Genomic DNA, 19,506 nt, shown 5'->3' with positions numbered 1-19,506 from the left:
AGCAGCGCGGCGCGAATCACGTGTATCGACACGCCCTATTACCGAAATATCAGTAATCGCCCGCCGGTGCGGGGGCGGTCATCGCGTCGCTTTGGGACCTGGGTGACCTGGCCACGGCGGTGGTGATCGCGAAGTTGTACGACGAGCTCGCGCAGGGCCAACACCCAAGTGCACCTGCGCACCACGAACCCTATCGAATCCACCTTCGCCACCGTCCGTTTGCGAACCAAGGTCACCAAGGGCCCGGGATCGAGGGCGGCGGGGATGGCGCTGGCCTACAAGCTGATCGAGGCCGTCCAGTCCCGGTGGCGGGCCGTCAACGCACCGCACCTGGTCTCGTTGGTGCGGGCCGGCGCGTTGTTCCACACGGGCAAACTCCTCGAACGCCCCGTCGACATCACCCCCGACCCGTCGCCGGACACGCCGGTGTCCGAGGTCGCCTGAGGACCCTCGATCCACAGGATTTGACTATTGCTCACTCGAGATCCACCACACCCCCAAACACGGCTCGTGGCTCAACATCGCCGAGATCGAACTCTCGGTGCTGACCCGCCAGTGCCTGGACCGGCGCATCGAGGACCTCGAGACCCTGGGCGCCGAACTCGCCGCCTGGCAACGACAGACCAATGCCGATCAACGCCAGGTCCAGTGGCACTTCACCACCGACGACGCCCGCATCAAGCTCCGCCACCTATATCCCAACACTTAGCCGCGACGGTCTACTAGGTGCCGCGTCCGCACAGTTTGATCCATGAAGAGTTCGAAGACACTTGCCCACCTGCCCACCCCGTGTGTCAACCCAGCTGGGGGCAGTCCCTGTGATCGACACGGCGAGCATCCGACAACTGTGCGACCTGTTCCTCGGGAGGGGGAAAGTTCGCCAGAGTAGACACTGTGGCACTACCGAACGACCCGTTCGCGTCGAAGAGGATCGCGCTGCCGACAGCAATGCCGTTCCTTGCGACGCGGTCGATCGACGACAGACCTACACCCGAACCGACCGGTGGGCGGGAAATGGCCATCGTGACATCCGCGTTGATGTACTCGATGCCGGCACTACCCCAGCTGAGAATGAGATTCGCCAAATCTGCTGCGCTCGCGGCAGCTTGAAAGGCTGACAGGGGCTCCCCCAGTACGACGGGTATGGGCAGCTGCCATACCTGCTTACGCGCGGGGTTCAGATGGGCCGTTCGCGAGCTGGTCCATCCTACTCCGTCGCTGTAATACAGCCGCCGCTCTCCCGTACACGGTCGGAGCTCGGCAGGAGGTGGCGCAGGAGGTGGACAGGATGGCGCCCATAGGGCCCCACGAGGATTCGCCGCCGATCCCGCGAGGTAGAGAATGTGTGCACGAGCAACCACCCTTGAGGCCTGGATCAATTCAGTGTCCACCAACAACAATCGGCGGCTCTCGCGTACTATCGTAGAAGTTGTCGTAGACGTTTCCATGCGTGCCGGGCTGAACAGCTCGAACGTCGCACGCACTGGACCTAGATCCGCCCGGGTTTGCACCGCGCGCTCTGCTGCCCGTGCCAGGACTCCAGTCACGGCGGGACCGCGGATCCGACCGACCCCCCACCCATTGCGCGCAAGCTGCGTAGGGCGCAGGATCTCTTGCCCTGCGCATACTTCTTTGACGAAGTACGAGAACAATGAGCACTCCTTCTCTGGAAATACGGGAACGGATCATTGTCAAATCCGACTCCAGTCTGGTGTCGCTTCAGTAACTTCTGGCGTCCTCGGAAATGCTCGCTACCCGACTCACGCCACCTTCCTTAAGCGATCCTTAAGCGGGTGCCACGAATCGCTATTCTGGGCGATTCTCCTCTGGCGCCCAGTCTTTAGCGTCGCGGGAAAGCCCACCTGCGACTGCGGCCACGAGGCAGATACCGACGATGAGGACCGCTACGGGTACCCAGCCATCGGTGCTATTACCGACGAGGGCCGTGCAAAGGACTGGGACGAACCCCACGACGACCAACCCGGACTGCATCGCGACCCCCATTCCGGTGTACCGCACCCGTGCAGTGAACTGCCTGCCGAAGAAGACTGGCCAGATTCCGTTCGAGGCAGGGTAAAAGACTCCTTTCACCAGGATGATCATTACCATGGCGAGGACGGCGTTCCCGTTGGCGACCGACATCAGAAAGCCGACCGCACCAGCCGCACTGAGTAACGCCCCGGCTGCGAACATTCTCTTCCCGCCGACGCGGACCGAGAGCGCAGCCCAGATTGGGATGAACACTAGTCCAAACAACTGCGAAACGCTGATCGCGGTGAGTATGGGGGTGCGACCAACGGCGCCGTTGTGTACAGCGAAGCTCAGGCTGAAAACAGTCACGAAGGTTGCCACGCTTTGTATGAGACTGCAGAAGAAGACACACACAAGAGCACGCGGTTCGTCCTTGAAGACCGCTAGTAACGGCGCCTTCGGCGCGCTAGTTTTCTTTGGGGTCGTGCCGTTGTCTCGTCGTGTGAATTGAGGAGATTCCGCAACTCCCCTGCGCAGATATAGCGCGATGGGAACAGTGACGAGGCTCACGAGAAATGGTATGCGCCAGCCCCAGGACATCAGCGCATCTTCTGGCAACGATGCAATGGGGATGAAGACTGCGGTTGCTAGAGCTGAGCCGATGGTCGCGCCATTGGGGGTCCAGCTTGAATAGAACGCCCGCTTTTTCGGTGTGGCGTGCTCCATGGCAAGCAAGCTCGCGCCGGTCTGCTCGCCGCCCGCGGAAAGCCCCTGCGCTAGCCGGCACACCACGAGCAGCGCCGGCGCGGCGTACCCAATGGAGGCGTAGGTGGGAAGGAGCCCGATCAGGGCGGACGCGCCGCCCATCACCGAAAGGGTCGCCATCAGTACGTTCTTTCGCCCGATCCGGTCGCCGAAGTGCCCGAACAGCACAGCACCGGCAGGGCGGGCGATGTAGGCGACCCCGAAGGTCGCGAGGGCAGCGAGTGTGCCGGCAGCGGCGGAGCCTGTGGGAAAGAATAGCCGGCCGAAGACGAGCGCGGCTGCAGTGCCGTAGATGAGGAAGTCGTAGTACTCGATGACGCTTCCCAGGAACCCGCTGAGCGCGGCTCGGCGCGCCATTCTGTCGTGTCCAACCGCGGAAACGGAAGGATCGCGGCCGGCGAGACGGGCTGGGTCGTGATGCTTGGTTGCAGAGTTTTCTTCCAGTGACATGTTCGACCTCGTTGTCGTGTGTGCTTAGCCAATCGGGATCCGGTTAACTCAGTTTGAGCATGATGCTCTTCGTCTCGAGGAAGGCCTCGAGCCCCTCGGGGCCCCACTCCCGTCCGATTCCGCTGTGTTTGAAGCCGCCCATGGGCATGTGCTTCAGCACGGAGTCATCGCGATAACTGTTGAGCCACACAATGCCGGCGCGGACTCCCTTTGCGAACCTCAAAGCGGTGTTGATGTCGCGTGTCCAGCATCCTGCGGCGAGACCGAACTTGGTTGCGTTCGCGAGGTGGATCGCGTCGTCGAGCTCTTTGAAGCTGAGGATACTGAGTACTGGACCGAAGACCTCCTCCTGCGCGATGCGGGAGTCGGGTGCGACGTTGTCGAATACCGTGGGCTCGAAGAAGAACCCCCGGTGCAGGTCCGTGCAGTCCGGACGTCTGCCGCCGGTCAGCAGCCGAGACGATGCTTTACCCGCCTCGACGTACGCGGCGACGCGGTTGAGTTGCTCCTCACTGACCAGCGGACCGCAGGTGGTGGCTTCGTCGAATGGATCGCCGAGCTTGGCGGCACGCAGGTGTTCCAGTACGAGGTCGACGAAGTCGTCCTTCACTGATTCTTGGACCAGCAGCCTTGACCCAGCCTGGCACGACTGGCCCGCCAACCTGACGATGCCTTTGGCGACCGCCGCCGCGGCTTGTTCCAGCGAATGGGTGTCGGCGAATACCACGTTCGGTGACTTTCCGCCCAGTTCGAGGTGCACTGGTGTCAGGTTGCCAGCCGCCGCGCGCATCACCGCGCGACCGGTGAGGCTCGATCCGGTGAACGTGACCATGTCCACCATCTCGTCGGCGGCTATCGCCTGCCCCACGACAGCTCCATTATCGATGGCGCTGGTGATGAGGTTGAACACGCCCGGTGGGAGTCCCGCCTCCTCCAGAATTTCGGCGAGCTGTACGACCGCGCCGGGCGCCTGGTGTCCTGGTTTCACGACGAGGGTGCACCCGGCCGCCATCGCCGGGCACGCTTTGTGGGCGATCGAGAGCGGCGCGTTCCATGCTGTGAGTACACCGACGACCCCGACGGGCTCCTTCGCCACAATCCCGATCGCGTCATCGTGCTGGGTGTACACCGACTCGTCGCGGCGGCTGACGATCAGGCCAGCGTAGTAGTCAAGCTGATCCGCCTCGGCGTTCACGGTGGCCTGCTGAGCCGGCTGACCGACTTCCTTCGTCAATGTGACCGCCAGCGAGTCTGCTCGTTCGCGCATCAGCGAAGCCGCCCGCCGCAGAATAGTTGCTCGCTCGATGGCCGACATGCGGTGCCACGGGCCGTCATCGAATGCTTCACGCGCGGCCTTGACCGCTCTGACAACATCCGCTTCGTCAGAGTCCTGGTAGATCCCGACCAGCGTCTGGTCGTACGGATTGAATCGCTGGTACGTCTTGCCGTTGGCAGCGGCGACCCATTCGCCCCCGATGAAGTTGCGCTGCACTGGTATCGCGCCGGCGCTGTCACTCATTGCCTGCTCCCACCATCGAGGGAACGATTTCCTGTAGTTCCTCGGGTGTCCACCTGCCGAGCTTGCGGATCATCCGGCTACCTCGCACATCGAGTTGATCTCCGTAGAAGATCAGGTCGCCGCCGGAGCTGTAGACGATCTTGCCGCTGATGTCGGCGGCGTCCGGGCTGGCCAGGTAGACGACGGTTGGGGCGATGTCGTCCGGGTCCAGTGAGGCCGAGGCGGGCACCCCGCCGACCATCCGCGCACCTGTCTCGGGAAACAGCTGGGTGGTGGCACTGGGCAGCAGGCAGTTCACGGTGATTCCTGTTTCCCACAGCTCGACGGCCAGCGTGGTCGACATCCCGAGGATTCCGGCTTTCGCCGCGCTGTAGGCCGTACTCGGCGGTTTCCGAATATCACGTGAGATCTTCTTGCTCGCCGGGACCTGGAAGAACGCACCACGGGATCCGACCGTGATGATCCGTCCGCTGTTCTGTTCGAGCATGTGCGGCAGGGCCATCTTGCAGCTCAGAAAGTGCCCCCGCAAATGCAGATTGATGAGCGAGTCCCACTGCTGTTCGGTCAATTCGTGCAGCAGTCCCCGTGTGACATTGCCCGCGCACGTGACGAGGATGTCCAGACGCCCGAACCGCTCGACGGTCGCCTCGACCATCGCCCGAGCCCCGTCACCGGTCGTCACGTCCTCGAAGAGGGCGAGGGCCTTGCCTCCTGCCGCTTCGATCTCGTTCGCAGTCGCCCCCGCGGCCGCGACACCGTTCTCATCGCGATAAACATCGTCGATCGCCACCACCGCCCCGTGGGCGGCGAAAGCGTGAGCGATACTTCGCCCTAACCCACGTCCACCGCCGGTCACCAACGCGACCTGGCCGTCGAGAATTGGCATGACATCCTCCTAGCAGATGAGTAAAATTCAGTGTTGGACAGTACATTTATGCAGTGCAACAGGGATTTTCGGTCGCTGGCGCGGACAGCAGTCACATGTCAAGCACCAGCCGCCGGCTTTGGCATCGCGAAACGCAGATCATCATGCGGTCGCCGTTTCGCCGCTCGGCCGGGCTGAGAACGGAGTCGCGATGTTCGATCTCACCCGCCAGTACTCGGGTCTCGCACGTGCCGCATGTGCCTTCCGTGCACGAGTAGGCGACGTCCTCTCCGGCCTCGTCGAGCACCTCGAGGATCGAGCGATCGGCGGGCACGTGATAGCTGGTTCCGCTGCGGTCGAGTACGACTTCGCACGCCGTCGCCGTCGGCCGGTCCATGGTGGCGGCCCGGAATCTCTCGATGTGGACGAAGCCGTCGGGACGTGCGGCCCCATGCTGTTCGACCGCGGCCAACAGTGGTTCCGGTCCGCAGCAATACACGGCGTCGTACCGCGGGTCCGCGAAGGCGCCGTCGAGGTCGAGGTGGCCGAATTCGTCCTTCGGCCACAGTCGCACCCGGTCGCCGTAGTGTCCCAGTTCGTGGACGAACGCCATCGACGGTCGGGAACGGCCGCCGTAGAGGAGGTCGAACTCGGCACCGCGGCGGGCGGCGCGGGCCATCATCGGCAGCAGCGGTGTGATCCCGATACCCCCGGCGATGAAGAGGTATCGATCCCGTGGCTCGAGCGTGAAGTTGTTGCGTGGTCCCCGTACTCGCAGCTCGCTACCGCAGGTGACGTGGTCGTGGATGTACGCCGACCCGCCTCGTCCGTCCTGCTCGCGCAACACCGCGATACGCCAGCTGCCGGAGTCTTCGGGATCTCCACAGAGGGAGTACTGGCGCACCATGTCGTTCGGGAGGAGGACGTCGATGTGGGCGCCCGGTTCCCACGAGGGCAGGGCGCCCGCGGTGGCGCTCTGCAACTGCAGCGAAACGACACCCGCCGCGACCAGCTCGCGGTTCACCACGCGGACGGTCGTGATGTCACCCGCCGCGCCTGTCGATTCGACCACGCCGACGCTCGCGTTCATGGGACCAGCTCGGCGGCTTCTCGACTGTCGCGGACAACGTTGCGCCGCAACAGTTCGTCGATCTGCTCCTCCGACAGGTGCAACTCGTCAGACAGAATCTCTCGGGTGTGCTGCCCGGGCGTTGCGATCGAGATCTCGGCGGAGCGCTGCGGATCCCGAACCATCGAGGACAGTTTGATGGGGCTGCCGATCATGGGGCGAACCACGCCATCGGCATCCCGGGTGGGAATCAGCATCTCCCGGGCCGCGTAGTGCGGGTCCTCGAGGATGTCCGGTGGGAGCAACACTGCCGCCGCCGGTAGTCCCGCCTGCTGCAACTGGCGTCCGGCCTCCTTTTTGCCCAGCCCGCGTGCCCACTTCTGCAGAACCGGGAACACGATGCTGGTCACTCGTGCCCGCCGGGTCGCCGGATCGGCAATCTCGGGGTCGTCGGCCCACTCGGAGTGACCGAGCAGCCCGCTGAACCGTGCCCAGTGGTCCGCGGTGGACAGCATGATGGTCACGCGCCCGTCCCCCGCATCGACGTCGTCGTAGATGTAATACGACGAGATCGCCGGCTCGCGGCTGTCGGTGGGATCCTGTTCCGCGGCGAGCAGGTGCATCAGGATCGCCCGCTCGTTGAGCGCCAGTAAGCTGTCGGCCATGGCCACGTCTACCAGTTGGCCCACTCCGGTTCGGTCCCGATGCCGGAGCGCCATCATGATCCCGTTCGCAGCGAACAGCGCGGAGACGATGTCGCCCAGGGCGAGCGCCTCGGCTCCGCGGCCGTGCCCCATCGAATTGGCCACTCCACCGGTGGCTTCGGCGATCGGGCCGAATGCCGCGACGTTCTCGTACGGGCTGGGCAGCAGATTCCGGGTGCCGAATCCACTGAGGGACGCATAAACCACACCTGGGTTGATGTCCCTGACCTGCTCGTATCCGAGCCCGTATCGGTCTATGACTCCCGGACGGAAGTTCGAGGCGAACACGTCGGCGCCACGGATGAGGCGGCGCACGATCTCCTGGCCGGATTCCTCGCGAAGGTTCACCGCGATGCGGCGCTTGTGCCGGCCGGTCCGCAGCCGCCAGGCACTGGTTTCACTGTCGGGGCGCCAGTCGATGTGTTCGATGCCGATCACGTCGGCTCCGAAGTCGGCCAGCATCTGGGTGGCGAATGGCAAGGCCATGATCGCCTCGCAGGCGATGACCCGTACCCCTGTGAGCGGCTTGATGTTTGCCATTGTGAGACCTCCATGCTCAGGTGCCGGTCCAGGGCGGTTTCGCCCCGGACCGGCGGATGCCACTACTTGATCTGCAGGACTCCGTTGTCGACGACGAGGAGATCATCGACGTGGAGCGTGGGTCGGCGCAGGACACCGTCGATGTGCAGTCGGCTGTCGATGGTTCCGCCGACGTCGGTGTTCATGCCGAGTGCCAGATGCATCGTCCCGGCCTTCTTCTTGTCCTCGCGAACGACACCGGAGAGCGCGATCTTGTCGTTGAGGCCGATCGCTGCTTCGCACAGCAGCCGGGCACCGTCGTCGCCGTGCGCGTCGAGGTAGGTTTCGAGCCGGCGGGCCTCGGCGCCGCCGCTGATGTCCACGCACCGTCCGTCCACGAAGGTGGCCTTGATCGGATCGCTGATCAGGCCGACGTGGTGCATGCTGCCGTCCCACACGATCGTCCCGTTCGCCGTGCCCTCGACGGGCGCGATACCGACCTCCCCGTCCGGGAAGGCGCAGGCATAGAGTTCGCAGCCGGCGTTGCGCACAATCTTGCCCGCGCAGATGTAGCCGGGTCGGCCGGTGATGTCGGCAACGAGATCGGTCCCGTTGTCGGAGGTGACGTGCAGGCGCGCACCGTCGGTGTAGATCTTGGTGAGCTTGGCGGCGAGCACGTTCATCGTGTCGTAGTCGGCGCTGACTCCGCCGCCGCGCAGCATCTCGATGGAGATCTCCTCCGAGGCGATGATCGGCTTACCCGTCTGCACCTGGAACCGATGGATCGCGGAGGAGTGCAGCACCGCCTTGGTGGTGATCAGGTGGACGATGTCGGGATCGGCGGCCGCGATCGCGTCTACCACCGCCTGGTCCGGCGAGTCGTGGTGGAACAGCACTGGCGGCGACATGATCAGGTACGGCTTGATGTCCAGTGCAAGCGCCGCCGCCATGAACGCCTGTGTGACGGCAGGATCGGTTCCGGTATCGGCCAGCAGGACAAGACGGTCACCGGCCTTCAGATTGATCCGGTAGGGCACCATCGCGTAGCGAATAGCCTCGATAATTTTGTTGTCCATCAGTTTTCAGCCTCTCCAGGGTGGGATTGACACATTCGAACGGGAATGAAATGTCGGTGGTGCGTCGCGTGTTCTCCTGATCGCGCGACGAGCCGGCGGTGCCGGTGTGCACTCGGGGTCGCTTGTCAGGCCCCGCCGACGTCGACGAAGACCTGCCCGTCCTCGACGACGGTGGGGTAGGTCCGGACCCGCAGTCGCGGGTCGGTCGTGCACCGGCCGTCGCGAACGCTGTAGCCCCAGGTGTGCCATGGGCACATCAACACGGGGGTGTCGGTGTCGACGCTCATCTCGGCACCCGCCTCGGCCGCGGTGATCGCAGGAGCAACTCGCCCGCACTCGAAAGACTGACCCATATGTGGGCACGCGTCCCGTACCGCAAAGACCTCGTCCTGCCAGAGGGCGAGCACGACCTGCGTGTCCTCGACCCGGACCGCGGTGGGCCTTCCGGGTGTCAACTCGTCGACGCCGCACACCTTGATCATCACGACCTCGCTCCTGCCGGAGCGGGAGCCTTCGGCGCAAGCTGAAGGTCGGCGGGCGGCGGTGCCCAGCCGAAGGATGCACAGGCGTTGTCGCAGAACACTTTCCGCAACCACTCCTGAGGCAGGTGCCGGGCGACGTAGAGCGGGTCGTCGAAGGACATGTGCGGGTAGTCCGTGGAGAAGCACAACAGGTCTTCGATGCCGTCGACGGAACGCAGGAAGTCGGCTACCTCGTGGGGCGTCTTGCCGGTCTCGATGGGCTGGGTCGAGAACTTGATCGACTCCCGTACGTACTCGCTCGGCCACTTCTTCACCCAGGGCGATTCGAGCCGGTAGAGGTCGTTGAATTGATCCAGCCGCCACAGCAGGGACGGGATCCACGCCACGCCGTATTCGATGATGACCAGCTTCAGGTCCGGGAACTTCTCGAAGACTCCGTTGACGATGAAGCTCGACGTGATGGTCGCCGCTTCCTGGGAGTGCATCGTGATGGTCTCCGCCAGGGTCGTCAGCGGCGATGGCGTGGTGCGCGCGGTCACCTTCGGGCGTCCGGATGTGGCTTGGTGGTTCGCCAGCGTCAGTCCCAGCTCCGCAGCGGCCTCGTATACGGGGTGATAGACCGGATCGCCGAGGGGACGGCCGAGTGGTGACCCGACGAGCAGGACACCATCCATCTGAGCGTGTGTCCCGACCCGGCGAATCTCTGCGGCGGCGCGCTCGGGTACGGCGAGCGGGCAGACGACGAGGCCGCGGAGCCGCTCGTCGCGGCTCAGCCAGCGATCGATCGTCCAGTCGTTGGCCGCTGAGCAGACCGCCGCGGCGAGGTCGGGGTTGAGGTTCATCCCGAACTCGCCCAGATCGTGGGTGAGGACAGCGCGGTAGTACGGGTAGCGGTCCAGCAGCTGCGTACGCAGCTGGTCGTAGTTCCAGCCCGGTATCCCACCCTCGGACCCATAGGCGTCCGCGCGCCGGGCACCGTTCCTGAATGCCGCCGAGGCCAAGATGTTCGGCGGCTGCAAATCGTAGTGGCCGTGAGGGTTCGATGTCACCAGCCTGCGGGCGAACTCTGGTAGATACTCGATGATCTCACCGTCGGCCCGCACCCGATGGTGAACGTCGACATCAGTGATCGGTCCGGTGTACGTGCTCATCACCGTCGTCCCTTCTGTAGTGATTCGGTCGCGGCTGCGGCGGCGGACGGGCCGGACAAGCGGAAGAACCGCTCGGCGTTGTCGTGGAAAACGGACTCGTGCCAGGGGGTCGGAATGCGGACGCTGACGTCGGCGCTGAGCTCGCACTCGCGGCGTGGGTAGCCACTGGTGTAGACCATCAACTTCTCGAACTTGCGCCAGGAACCGAATGCCGCCTGGAGCTCCGCCGGATTCCGCGGCGCCTCCAGCGAGTGTGTTCCCACCCGCACGTGATCGGCCAGGTATTCGCTCGGCAGACGCTTGACCCACGGCGTCTCGTGATCGGTCGTCTTGAACCAGAAGTCCATCCGCCAGGCATAGGCAGGTAGCCACGTGACACCGCCGCCGACCAGCAGCACCCGAAGGTTCGGATACTTCTCGAACACGCCGCTCATGATCATGCTGGCCATGTGCGCCATCAGCGTGTGCGAGGACTGCGTCGCGTATTGGGCATAGGTGGAGACCAGACCGCCTGCGGTCGGCGAACTGTCGAGTGAGGACATCGAGTCGCTGCCGGCTTGGATGATGATCGGCAGATCGAGTTCGGCGGCCGCCTGGTAGATCGGGTGGTAGACGGTGTGCCCGAAGGCCCGGCCCAGGCAGTTTCCGCCGAGGGCGACTGCCGCCATGCGATCGTCCCGCCCGAACTCGGCGATGTCGTCGGCGGCGGTCTCGGGCACCGCGGTGCAGGCCAACACCACACCGCGCAGGCGTGGGTCGGCCAACCGCTCGGTCAGCGTCCACCGGTTCACCGCCCGGGTCGTTTCGCGTGCGAGCCAGTAATTGTTCAACGCGGTAGCCAGCATTCCGTCCGAATAGCCCAGCACCGCCGCCCGTGTGTCGGCGACATCGAGTACCTGCTCACCGATCACCCCCAGGTCCGAGCCCGGAACTCCTTCGGGCGGATACGAGTCGGGCCGGAATTCACCGAACGGGTGCTGGTGCAACCACCTCGCCCGCAGGGAGAGCGGACCTCCCAGATCACCCGGCCGCATCACCGTCTCTCGCCATCCCGGTTCGAAATAGGGGCTCAGCGCCGCGGTCGACGGCCAGTTCTGGAAGATCATCCCATCGATGACCGCGCCGTCGTATCGGGCGCCGCTGGGTAACACCCGTGTGCTCGTTGCAGTTGGCATCGGATACCTTTCTGTCGATCTGCTTGCCCGATCTACACCGGGCAGCGACGGTTGTGGTGGATCAGTGGTCGACGGTCAGCAACAGAGCCGCGTTCGCACGCAGCGGGTTGCCGGCATTGGCGAGCACCGCGTCGGCGGCTACTTGCCTTGGGCCGCAACGATTCTGGATTTGACGTACCGCCTCGATCACCTGCGGAGCGCCGTGCAGACGGCCCATACCGAGCATGCCCCCCGAGGTGTTCAGTGGCAGGCTGCCCCCGAGCGAGGTCTCCTCGCCCTGGAGGAACCGGTAGGCCTCCCCGGGCTTGCAGAAGCCGAAGGCCTCGAGCCAGATGTAGACGAAGTAGCTGAAGCCGTCATAGAGCTGGGCGTGGTCGACATCGGTGGGACGCATACCGCAGCTCTGCCACAGCGCGTGGGCGGCGTGGCGGGCACTGTCTTGCATGCTCTCGAGCGTCATGACCGGGTGATGGCGCAAATCCATGCCCAACGAGCTGTAACCGCGCAGAAACGCCGGTCGATGAGGTCCGTGGCCCGCGCGATCGGCTCGGGTCACGACCACCGCACCGCAACCGTCGACCGGCATGTCGCAGTCCAGCATCGTCAGCGGCTCGGCGATCATCCGCCCCGACAGATACGCCTGGCGGGTCAGCGATGTGCCCCGGAAGATCGCGTCGGGATTGCGCTGCGCGTTCTCGCGGTTGCGCACCAGGTAGGTCGCCATGTGCTCGGGACGAGCACCATACTGGTGCAGGTATCGCGAGAACGGGAGGGCGAAGTCCATCACGACGTTGGCCAGTCCGTAGGGCGCCCGAAACTGTTCGGCGCCGACGGCCTCGTCCGAATCGTATCGTCCGAATTGCACACGTGGGTTGTGCATCGCGCGCCAGACCACGACCGTGTTGCATACGCCGGCCGCGACAGCGTTGGCTGCCTCCACGATCGCCCCGGTGAACGACCCCGGGGTTACCTGCGCCGTCCAACGCAGCTCCGTGAGCTGAAGCGCGCGGGCGACGTAGCCGGCGCCGACGAAATCCACGCCGTCAACGGTGCCCGCCCCCAGTCGGGAGGCGCTGGGGTAGACCGACAAGCCATCGACATCCGCCACGGTGAGGCCGGCATCGGTTAGTGCGCCGAGGATGGCCTCGACGGCCAGTACCCCCACCTCGACGTCGGCGCGGCGGGCGATCGTCGAGTACGCGGCGCCCACGATCGCGGCTTGAGCTTGCATCAGCACTCCCCGCCCTCGATCGGAGCGAACTGAGGCAGGCCGAGTCCGCCAGGAAGCGGATCGAACACGGCCACTACAGGATCGCCGATCCGGATCTCACTCGGCTCGCTCGAGGCGATGTTGCCGACGAACAGCAACTCGGGTGCGCAGTCGAGTTGCACGGCGACGCAGAGATAGGGAACCGCGTTCTCGAATCCGTGGACTCGCCTCTCGTGCATGACTGTTCGCTGGTAAACGCGTCCCCTCGGCTCCAGATCGACCCAACTGGTCCGCGCCGAGCGGCAGTGCACACACTGCGGCAGCGGCGGGTGCCGGAACACCCCGCACTCATCGCAGCGCTGGGCCGCAAGCCGGCCCTCGCGTGCGGCCTCCCAGAACGGCCGGGTCAGGTCCGTCACCACAGGTCGTGGCCGGAGGGGGGCGGCTGAGTCGTCCCCCTCCGGGGGAGCCTCACGGGGGCGGTCACCGTGGCTCGCGTGCCCGAATGCCTGCATAGTCGTGTTCCTCCAATTGATGCGGACCGCTGTCGAGTCGGTCGTCTCGGCGCCGAGCTCCGGCCCACGAACTGTGTGGGTAGGACTTCGTCTTCAGGTCGTGCCCCGTGCACTCGGCGCCGTGGCCGGCTTGCCGCCGTGTGCGCCCGCTGTCCGACGCACCAGCGCGTCCAAGGCGACGACGCCTCCGCCTTGGGGGTGCACCAGCAGGGGGTTCACCTCGGCTTCGTGGACGTCGGGTTCGTAGATGGCCAACTCGGACATGCCGACGATCGTCCTCGCGAGCGCGTCGAGGTCGCCCGGGGTGGTGCCGCGGTAGCCGCGCGCCGCCGCCAGGCCTTTCACGTCCCGGATCATCTCGTGCGCGGTGTCGAGAGTGACGGGTGCGAGCCGTACGCTGCTGTCCGCGAAGATCTCGGCCATGACTCCGCCGGTGGAGAGCACCACGATCGGCCCGACATCCTGGCTGACCCGGTATCCCACGAGGGTCTCGGCCACACCACCGGTCGCCATCTGCTGCACGAGTACCCGGTCGAGGGCGATGTCGGGGTTGTGGGCCGCGACCGCGGCGGCGATCTGTTTCGCGGCCACACGCACCGCCCCGGCATCCTCGACGCCGAGCACCACGCCCCCGGCCTCGGTCTTGTGGGGAAGCTGGTCCGACAATGCCTTGACCACCACCGGGAAATCGAACGGCAGCTCGATCGGACCGTCGAGATCGGCGAGGTCGAGCACGGTGGACGGGGGCGTGGCGATGGCTCGGCGACCGATGAGCTCCGCGGCCGCGTGCTCGTCGACAACCTCGGTGGGGCCTGGTGGGACAGGCGCTGGTCCGAGGCCGAGGTGGCAGGGACGGCGGCCGAAGGTGGCGGCGATGACGTCCGCACATGATTCCGGGGTGCGGAAAGTGGGGACGCCCGAACTGTTGAGCAGCATCGCGGCCTCGGGCGCCTCGGGTACCGCAAAGGCGACCACCGGCACGGTGTGGCGTCCGTGGTCGGCGACAGCCTGAACGGCCAGCTCGGGGTTGAGCCGGGCGGAGGAACCGATGACGAACACGACGAGATCGAATTCCCCGCTGTCCTGCATCAGGCGCAGCGCGTCGGTCACGATGTCACGGCGCGCCCCGGCCAGACCCAGATCCGCGATCAGGCTGTGGGGAATCGGCGCCCCGGCCGCGTGCATCCTGGTGACGAGATTCTCGCTGGGCGCCGCGACGGTCATACCCCGCAGCGCGAGTTGCTCGACCACGAGCGCGGCTCCACCACCCGTCGTGGTCACCACCCCGATCCGCGGATCACGCGCATGACTGCCCGCAGGGATGCGTTCGAGGAGGGCGGGCGCCTCGACGAGCCCCTCGAACTGGGAGACACGGGCGAAGCCGCACGCCCGGAAGAACGCATCGGCTTCGGCGTCCTCGCCGGCCATCGCGCCGGTGTGGGACACCGCGAGCGCGGCAGCCTCGTCCGAACGTCCGAGTTTGTAGACCGCGACCGGCTTGCCCGCCTGATCCGCAGCACGCGCGAAGGAGGCGAGATCTGCGGAGTGCCGTAGGGATTCGAGGAACAATGCGTACGACGTGACGTGTGGATCGTCGAGCACCGTCTCACAGATCGCGCCGAGGGACAGGTCCGCTTCTCCTCCGGTGGAGACCAGACCGGCGAATCCCACACCCCGCCCACGGGCACGGCTGACCAGAGCGCCGATGACACTTCCGGACTGAGAGGCCACGAAGACTCCGCCGCACGGCGTATCGGGTTCACCGAATGCAGCGTTTCCGGTGAGCAACACCCCCGCACCGGGATTCACGACACCGAGGCTGCTGGGACCGATTACCCGGACACCGCCCGCTGCCGCCGCGGCCCGGAGCCGCTCCTGCCGTTCACGGCCGGCCGCTCCATCCTCCGCGAAGCCCGATGACAGCACGGTCGCCACCGAAACCCCCAGCGTTGCGCATTCTCGGACCGCCGCAATCGCCGCCTCCGGCCCGGTCATGATGAATACGTGGTCAGGCACTCGAGGTAGAGACCCGAGACTGGGCCACGCCTTTTCACCCTGAACTGTCTTTCTGCTGGGATTGACAAAGTACGTGGCACCCGAAAACCCGGCGCGGGACAAAAACCGCTGCGGCCGCCCGGTCGTCTTGTTCGGGTCATCCGAGGCACCGACAATCGCCACGCTGTCCGGATACAGGAGCGGGCGTAGGAGGCCTTGGGGCGAGGAATCTGTCATGTTTGCGACTCCCTGGATCAAAGGAATTGGCCGACGTGGGGCCGACTACGCGGCGCGGTCGGCGGGGTGGCGCTCAACTCTTCACGAAGAATTCCACACTCTATAGAGTAGAGTCAATAGTCCAGACGCGGATCGGTGAACAAGCAACCACCGCTCCTCCGCGGCGCATCGTTGCGTGCATGCCGATGTACCATCGGAGAACCTCCGCCCGGACCGCACCGCACATTCCACCGCGTGCGCGGTCCCGGCCGGATGCGACTCGCGGCGCGAGCGACTCCCCGACCGGCACCGAGGAGCCGACAACGTGTCCTGGCATCGGCGGACTCGAACACCACCGCCGACCGCATCGCCGTCGTCCGCGACGCATCAGTACAACCCAGATCGCCTGCGCCGGATGGATATTTGTTCATATGTCTACGAATGTTTGTTCCGCATGCCTTTCGCACAACGCACAGCGCTCGTACCTTGCACCCACGCGGGTGACGCAGCCGAGCAACCCCGAGTCGACCTCGGAGTTCGGTACGCCTCCGCCCCACTCGAACGCTCGTCCACTATGCGTCCGAGGATGCGAAGCGCACGTCATACCAATCGCGAAAGTGCCATTCGGGCGGTCCGAATTGATGCCAGATCGAGGACCCCGACATGACATGGTCGTGATCGAACCCGTCCGCCGAGTTCACCAGGGCTGGCTGCCCGGCCGGTGCCCGGCGGTCAGCCTCGGTAGCTGCGTCCGGACGAGAACGCCAATAATGGCGCAACTACTGTGCAGCAATGCCTTCCGCTACACCAGCCTGGCCGTCGAGGACGCCAGTCCGATCGAACGTGGCGCACCGGCTGTCGATGCCGTACGACCACCCTCCCCAACGAGTCCTGGCCCGGCACGGGACCTGTTCCGCGCCGATGCCGCGCCCGCCGAACTCGCTGGGGCACAGTGAAACCCGGCGGCCTTGGCGCCTTGTAGCCTGCGAGCCGGGCGCGGCAGGTGGATCGAGGAACAATCGCGTCAGCTCTTGGCTCTCCTCCACTGCCGATCCGCATTACGGCATCCGCGGCTTGGCGCAGATCCACCTCTCGTGGGGGTGTCCGCGGTCAGGGTGATTATCCCGCAATGGCATTCGCGGAGCGCACGGCAGTCGATCAACGGCTTCGGTGGGGTCGGTATGCACCGTTGTGCGCGACACCAGGGATCAATCAGTGGATGGTCAAGCCGCCGGTGGGGCTGATGGTGGCACCCGTGAGGTGGTGGGCATCGTCGGACGCCAAAAAGGCCACCACATTGCCGACGTCGCTCGGAGCAGCGACTCCAAGCGGGCTTCGTTCGATGATCTTTTCGTATTGTTTCCGGTGGTGGTGAGAAACGCCGCCCTCTCGTCCGAATGCGTTCTCCCACGACGGTGAATCACGGACTACGGTGACGCAGACGCAGTTCACCCGAATCTGATGCCTGACGAGCTCCTTGGAGAGGACTTTGCTCGCCATGAGAAGGCCACCGGATAGGGTGGCAACCGCCGTCTGGCCGGGCGTGGGCACCCTGCCACCTTCCGAGGTGATGAAAGTGACGCTGCCGCCGCCGCGTTCCCGCAGGTACGGCACGGCCGCCTGTACCACCAGCAGCTTTGCCGCGACCGATTGTCCGATAAGGGCTGTCACACGGACGAGGTCGATGTCGGAGAAGGGACCGCGCACCGCAGTTGAGCGTGTTTCGCCGTCGACACCACCGGCGCTGGGCACCACGATGTCGATGCCTCCGAAACGATGGGCGGCTTCAGCTGCCACTGCGTCCATGTCCACTCTCGAGCATACGTCCCCGGCCACAAAGTGCCCCGTACCACCCGCACTGCGGATCTCGGTGAGCACCGCCTCCGCCTTGTGCTCATTTCTGCCGTTGATCACGACCGTCGCGCCGCGCGCCGCGAGCCGAAGCGCCACACCCTTACCGATTCCGCCGGTGCCGCCGGTGACGACCGCAACCTTCCCATGAAGTGCATTCACTTCGGAACACCTTTCTGTACATGTTGGATGGTCGGTGAAGGAACACGCCCCTGTCGGAGGCGAAACCTCGCCGTCGCACCCGGCACATGTGCGCCGAGCCTATGGCTGAGGAAGCGGGGGCGACACGGATTCATGCGCGTCAGTGACACGGGTTCATGCGCGTCAGTAATGAATCGAACCCAGGATGCCGCCACCAGCGGGGATGGCGTCACCATTGAGCGCACTGCTGCAGGGAGAGGCGAGAAATGTTGCGACGGTGGCAATCTCTTCAGCAGTGACGAGGCGTCCCAGCCCATTGTTCGCCAGGGCTCGCTCGGCCTGCGCGAGATCGAGCCCGCGCTCTGCGGCGGTGCGCGCTACGACCGCGTCCGTGTGTTCGGTACGAGTGATGCCTGGATTGATGGCGACCACCCCGATGCCCAGCCGGCCGAGCTCGTCGGCCAGGTTCTTGGTCAGGGCCGATACGGCGGAGTTACGCGCTGAGCCGATGATTGATCCGCACTGACGCACATTCAGGCCGTTGACGTTGATGATTCGGCTGCTCGTTTGCTTGGAGAGGTAGGGGACGACGGCGCGAGCGGTGCGAAGGTATCCCATGAACTTCACGTTCAGGTACTCACTGACGACCTCGTCGGCGAGGTCGGTCAGACCGGCCCGGGATGAGTGACTCATGGGAAGCGCGGCACAATTGACCAGGACATCGATCCGGCCCAGCGCTCCAAACGCGTCGGCAGCCATCTTGCGGACTGTGGTGTCGTCGCCTGTATTCACGATCAGCGGTACGATCTCGCGCCCGTGGCGGGTCGCCAGTCGATCCGCCGCGGCACGCACACGGTCCGCGGACCGCGATGCGATCGCGACCCGCACTCCTTCGCGGGCCAGCGCGTCGGCGATGGCAAACCCGATTCCGCTGCTGCCACCGGTGATGACGGCGCCTGTACCGCGCAGGTTGAGGTCCATTCCACCCCTCTCAGACGAAAAGGTGTGAGCTGTCGAGGCGATCGCGACCTTGCTTGTTGGCACGCAGGGTATGGGCCCGTCAGCCGAGGGGGATGCGACGTCGCATTCGCGATGACTTTCTCACGCGTGCTGGTCAGATGCGTATCGCTCAATCGGTGGTAACTGCTCGCGGTCATCCCTGCCGCCGGGCCTCAGGGCCGGGTCGTGTTCGCGGATCGCCATACCGTGGAAGATGTGTTCGCGAGTCACTTGCGCGGCCGCTTCCGCGTCACCGCGGACGACAGCATCGAGAAGACGTGCGTGGTCCTTCTGTAGTTCTGGTGCATTATGCAGGGTCCAGACCGTGGTCCGTGGGACAAACCGCACCCACAGGGTTTCCACATACTGCACGATCAGCGGCGATGACTGCTGGTATAGCGCGAAGTGGAAGCGCTTGTTGAGCACCGACAACTCGACGGAAGACTTGCCTCCCGATTCGATCGCATCCTCGAGTTCGCGGTACGCCGTCGTGATGCTCGCGAGTCCCTCGGGTGTCATCCGCTCTACGGCCGTACTGGCAGCGAGGCCCTCGGTTGCCGCACGAAGGTGGTAGAGATCCCGGGCGGTCTCAGGAGTCATTTCGACGACCGACGCGCCCCGGTGAGATGCGTAGGTGATAACACCGTCAGCTTCCAGCAGGCGCAGCGCTTCTCGCACCGGCGTGGGACTCACACCGTAGCGCTTGGCGAGCACCGTCTGCTTGATGAACTCACCCGGACGGAGAAGGCCCGAGGCGACGTCCTCACGGATTCGCGCCGCCACATACTCCGTCCGACTCGTTGGTGGCAACGTTGCACCATCAGTCATTGGAT

The 19,506-nt window shown here is 65.1% G+C and carries 16 protein-coding genes and 2 pseudogenes; 2 read left to right on the top strand and 16 right to left on the bottom strand.

The features are described 5' to 3' along the window. Positions 1–168: 168 nt before the first annotated feature. Together P3H15_RS41705 and P3H15_RS41700 are read left to right on the top strand one after the other, a co-directional pair. A pseudogene (locus tag P3H15_RS41705) lies at positions 169–444 on the top strand (IS256 family transposase); the annotation flags it as partial. A 46-nt stretch (positions 445–490) separates the two neighbouring features. Then, a pseudogene (locus P3H15_RS41700) lies at positions 491–709 on the top strand (IS630 family transposase); the annotation flags it as partial. An 85-nt stretch (positions 710–794) separates the two neighbouring features. On the opposite strand, the gene P3H15_RS55895 reads toward P3H15_RS41700, so the two are convergent. From P3H15_RS55895 to P3H15_RS41620, 16 genes are all read right to left on the bottom strand, one after another. Further along, positions 795–1,652, bottom strand: coding sequence for an acyl-CoA thioesterase domain-containing protein (locus P3H15_RS55895; RefSeq protein ID WP_369426226.1), 858 nt, complete (start codon positions 1,650–1,652; stop codon positions 795–797). 154 nt (positions 1,653–1,806) lie between these two features. After that, on the bottom strand, positions 1,807–3,186 hold the full coding sequence (locus P3H15_RS41690) for an MFS transporter (RefSeq protein WP_276142640.1): 1,380 nt from the start codon (positions 3,184–3,186) through the stop codon (positions 1,807–1,809). A gap of 43 nt (positions 3,187–3,229) precedes the next feature. After that, entirely contained in the window at positions 3,230–4,705 is a 1,476-nt protein-coding gene (locus P3H15_RS41685) for an aldehyde dehydrogenase (protein WP_276142639.1), read from the bottom strand. Then, complete coding sequence (locus P3H15_RS41680; RefSeq protein ID WP_276142638.1) at positions 4,698–5,591, bottom strand: SDR family NAD(P)-dependent oxidoreductase; 894 nt, start codon at positions 5,589–5,591, stop codon at positions 4,698–4,700. Before P3H15_RS41680 ends, P3H15_RS41685 begins: the two co-directional genes overlap by 8 nt. A gap of 91 nt (positions 5,592–5,682) precedes the next feature. Continuing rightward, complete coding sequence (locus P3H15_RS41675) at positions 5,683–6,660, bottom strand: PDR/VanB family oxidoreductase (protein WP_276142637.1); 978 nt, start codon at positions 6,658–6,660, stop codon at positions 5,683–5,685. Further along, positions 6,657–7,883 carry a CaiB/BaiF CoA-transferase family protein gene (locus P3H15_RS41670; protein WP_276142636.1) on the bottom strand — a complete coding sequence of 409 codons (1,227 nt, stop codon included), beginning with the start codon at positions 7,881–7,883 and terminating at the stop codon, positions 6,657–6,659. Before P3H15_RS41670 ends, P3H15_RS41675 begins: the two co-directional genes overlap by 4 nt. A gap of 62 nt (positions 7,884–7,945) precedes the next feature. Next, a complete protein-coding gene (locus tag P3H15_RS41665; protein ID WP_276142635.1) occupies positions 7,946–8,938 on the bottom strand; it encodes an aminopeptidase in 993 nt (330 codons plus the stop codon). Positions 8,939–9,063: 125 nt separating this feature from the next. Continuing rightward, positions 9,064–9,420 carry a Rieske 2Fe-2S domain-containing protein gene (locus tag P3H15_RS41660; protein ID WP_276142643.1) on the bottom strand — a complete coding sequence of 119 codons (357 nt, stop codon included), beginning with the start codon at positions 9,418–9,420 and terminating at the stop codon, positions 9,064–9,066. Continuing rightward, positions 9,420–10,571 (bottom strand): amidohydrolase family protein, encoded by a 1,152-nt coding sequence (locus P3H15_RS41655; protein WP_276142634.1) that lies wholly within the window; start codon positions 10,569–10,571, stop codon positions 9,420–9,422. The genes P3H15_RS41660 and P3H15_RS41655 overlap by 1 nt, the downstream gene beginning before the upstream one ends. Then, the gene (locus tag P3H15_RS41650) at positions 10,571–11,746 is read right to left on the bottom strand and encodes an amidohydrolase family protein (protein ID WP_276142633.1); all 1,176 of its coding nucleotides are present in this window, start codon (positions 11,744–11,746) and stop codon (positions 10,571–10,573) included. Before P3H15_RS41650 ends, P3H15_RS41655 begins: the two co-directional genes overlap by 1 nt. Positions 11,747–11,807: 61 nt before the next feature. After that, positions 11,808–12,977: a hypothetical protein gene (locus tag P3H15_RS41645; protein ID WP_276142632.1), complete on the bottom strand. Its 1,170-nt coding sequence runs from the start codon at positions 12,975–12,977 to the stop codon at positions 11,808–11,810. After that, entirely contained in the window at positions 12,977–13,471 is a 495-nt protein-coding gene (locus P3H15_RS41640) for a Zn-ribbon domain-containing OB-fold protein (RefSeq protein ID WP_276142631.1), read from the bottom strand. The genes P3H15_RS41645 and P3H15_RS41640 overlap by 1 nt, the downstream gene beginning before the upstream one ends. A gap of 93 nt (positions 13,472–13,564) precedes the next feature. Beyond that, positions 13,565–15,703: an acetate--CoA ligase family protein gene (locus P3H15_RS41635; RefSeq protein WP_276142630.1), complete on the bottom strand. Its 2,139-nt coding sequence runs from the start codon at positions 15,701–15,703 to the stop codon at positions 13,565–13,567. Between the two features lie 1,191 nt (positions 15,704–16,894). Continuing rightward, entirely contained in the window at positions 16,895–17,695 is an 801-nt protein-coding gene (locus P3H15_RS41630; RefSeq protein WP_276142628.1) for an SDR family NAD(P)-dependent oxidoreductase, read from the bottom strand. A 162-nt stretch (positions 17,696–17,857) separates the two neighbouring features. Beyond that, the gene (locus tag P3H15_RS41625) at positions 17,858–18,655 is read right to left on the bottom strand and encodes an SDR family NAD(P)-dependent oxidoreductase (RefSeq protein ID WP_276142627.1); all 798 of its coding nucleotides are present in this window, start codon (positions 18,653–18,655) and stop codon (positions 17,858–17,860) included. A 120-nt stretch (positions 18,656–18,775) separates the two neighbouring features. Continuing rightward, positions 18,776–19,501 carry a GntR family transcriptional regulator gene (locus P3H15_RS41620; protein ID WP_276142626.1) on the bottom strand — a complete coding sequence of 242 codons (726 nt, stop codon included), beginning with the start codon at positions 19,499–19,501 and terminating at the stop codon, positions 18,776–18,778. Between the last annotated feature and the right edge of the window lie 5 nt (positions 19,502–19,506).

The sequence above is a fragment of the Rhodococcus sp. T2V genome, assembly GCF_029269925.1.
Classification (GTDB): domain Bacteria; phylum Actinomycetota; class Actinomycetes; order Mycobacteriales; family Mycobacteriaceae; genus Rhodococcus_F; species Rhodococcus_F koreensis.
The sequence above is the reverse complement of the archived record's forward strand: the minus strand, read 5'-3'. Positions and strand labels throughout refer to the sequence as shown.

What these genes read in the sequence shown, in the direction of transcription:
- P3H15_RS41690 (WP_276142640.1), bottom strand. Translation starts at nt 3,186, where the DNA reads ATGTCACTGGAAGAAAACTCTGCAACCAAGCATCACGACCCAGCCCGT.
- P3H15_RS41685 (WP_276142639.1), bottom strand. Translation starts at nt 4,705, where the DNA reads ATGAGTGACAGCGCCGGCGCGATACCAGTGCAGCGCAACTTCATCGGG.
- P3H15_RS41680 (WP_276142638.1), bottom strand. Translation starts at nt 5,591, where the DNA reads ATGCCAATTCTCGACGGCCAGGTCGCGTTGGTGACCGGCGGTGGACGT.
- P3H15_RS41675 (WP_276142637.1), bottom strand. Translation starts at nt 6,660, where the DNA reads ATGAACGCGAGCGTCGGCGTGGTCGAATCGACAGGCGCGGCGGGTGAC.
- P3H15_RS41670 (WP_276142636.1), bottom strand. Translation starts at nt 7,883, where the DNA reads ATGGCAAACATCAAGCCGCTCACAGGGGTACGGGTCATCGCCTGCGAG.
- P3H15_RS41665 (WP_276142635.1), bottom strand. Translation starts at nt 8,938, where the DNA reads ATGGACAACAAAATTATCGAGGCTATTCGCTACGCGATGGTGCCCTAC.
- P3H15_RS41660 (WP_276142643.1), bottom strand. Translation starts at nt 9,420, where the DNA reads ATGATCAAGGTGTGCGGCGTCGACGAGTTGACACCCGGAAGGCCCACC.
- P3H15_RS41655 (WP_276142634.1), bottom strand. Translation starts at nt 10,571, where the DNA reads ATGAGCACGTACACCGGACCGATCACTGATGTCGACGTTCACCATCGG.
- P3H15_RS41650 (WP_276142633.1), bottom strand. Translation starts at nt 11,746, where the DNA reads ATGCCAACTGCAACGAGCACACGGGTGTTACCCAGCGGCGCCCGATAC.
- P3H15_RS41645 (WP_276142632.1), bottom strand. Translation starts at nt 12,977, where the DNA reads ATGCAAGCTCAAGCCGCGATCGTGGGCGCCGCGTACTCGACGATCGCC.
- P3H15_RS41640 (WP_276142631.1), bottom strand. Translation starts at nt 13,471, where the DNA reads ATGCAGGCATTCGGGCACGCGAGCCACGGTGACCGCCCCCGTGAGGCT.
- P3H15_RS41635 (WP_276142630.1), bottom strand. Translation starts at nt 15,703, where the DNA reads ATGACAGATTCCTCGCCCCAAGGCCTCCTACGCCCGCTCCTGTATCCG.
- P3H15_RS41625 (WP_276142627.1), bottom strand. Translation starts at nt 18,655, where the DNA reads ATGGACCTCAACCTGCGCGGTACAGGCGCCGTCATCACCGGTGGCAGC.
- P3H15_RS41620 (WP_276142626.1), bottom strand. Translation starts at nt 19,501, where the DNA reads ATGACTGATGGTGCAACGTTGCCACCAACGAGTCGGACGGAGTATGTG.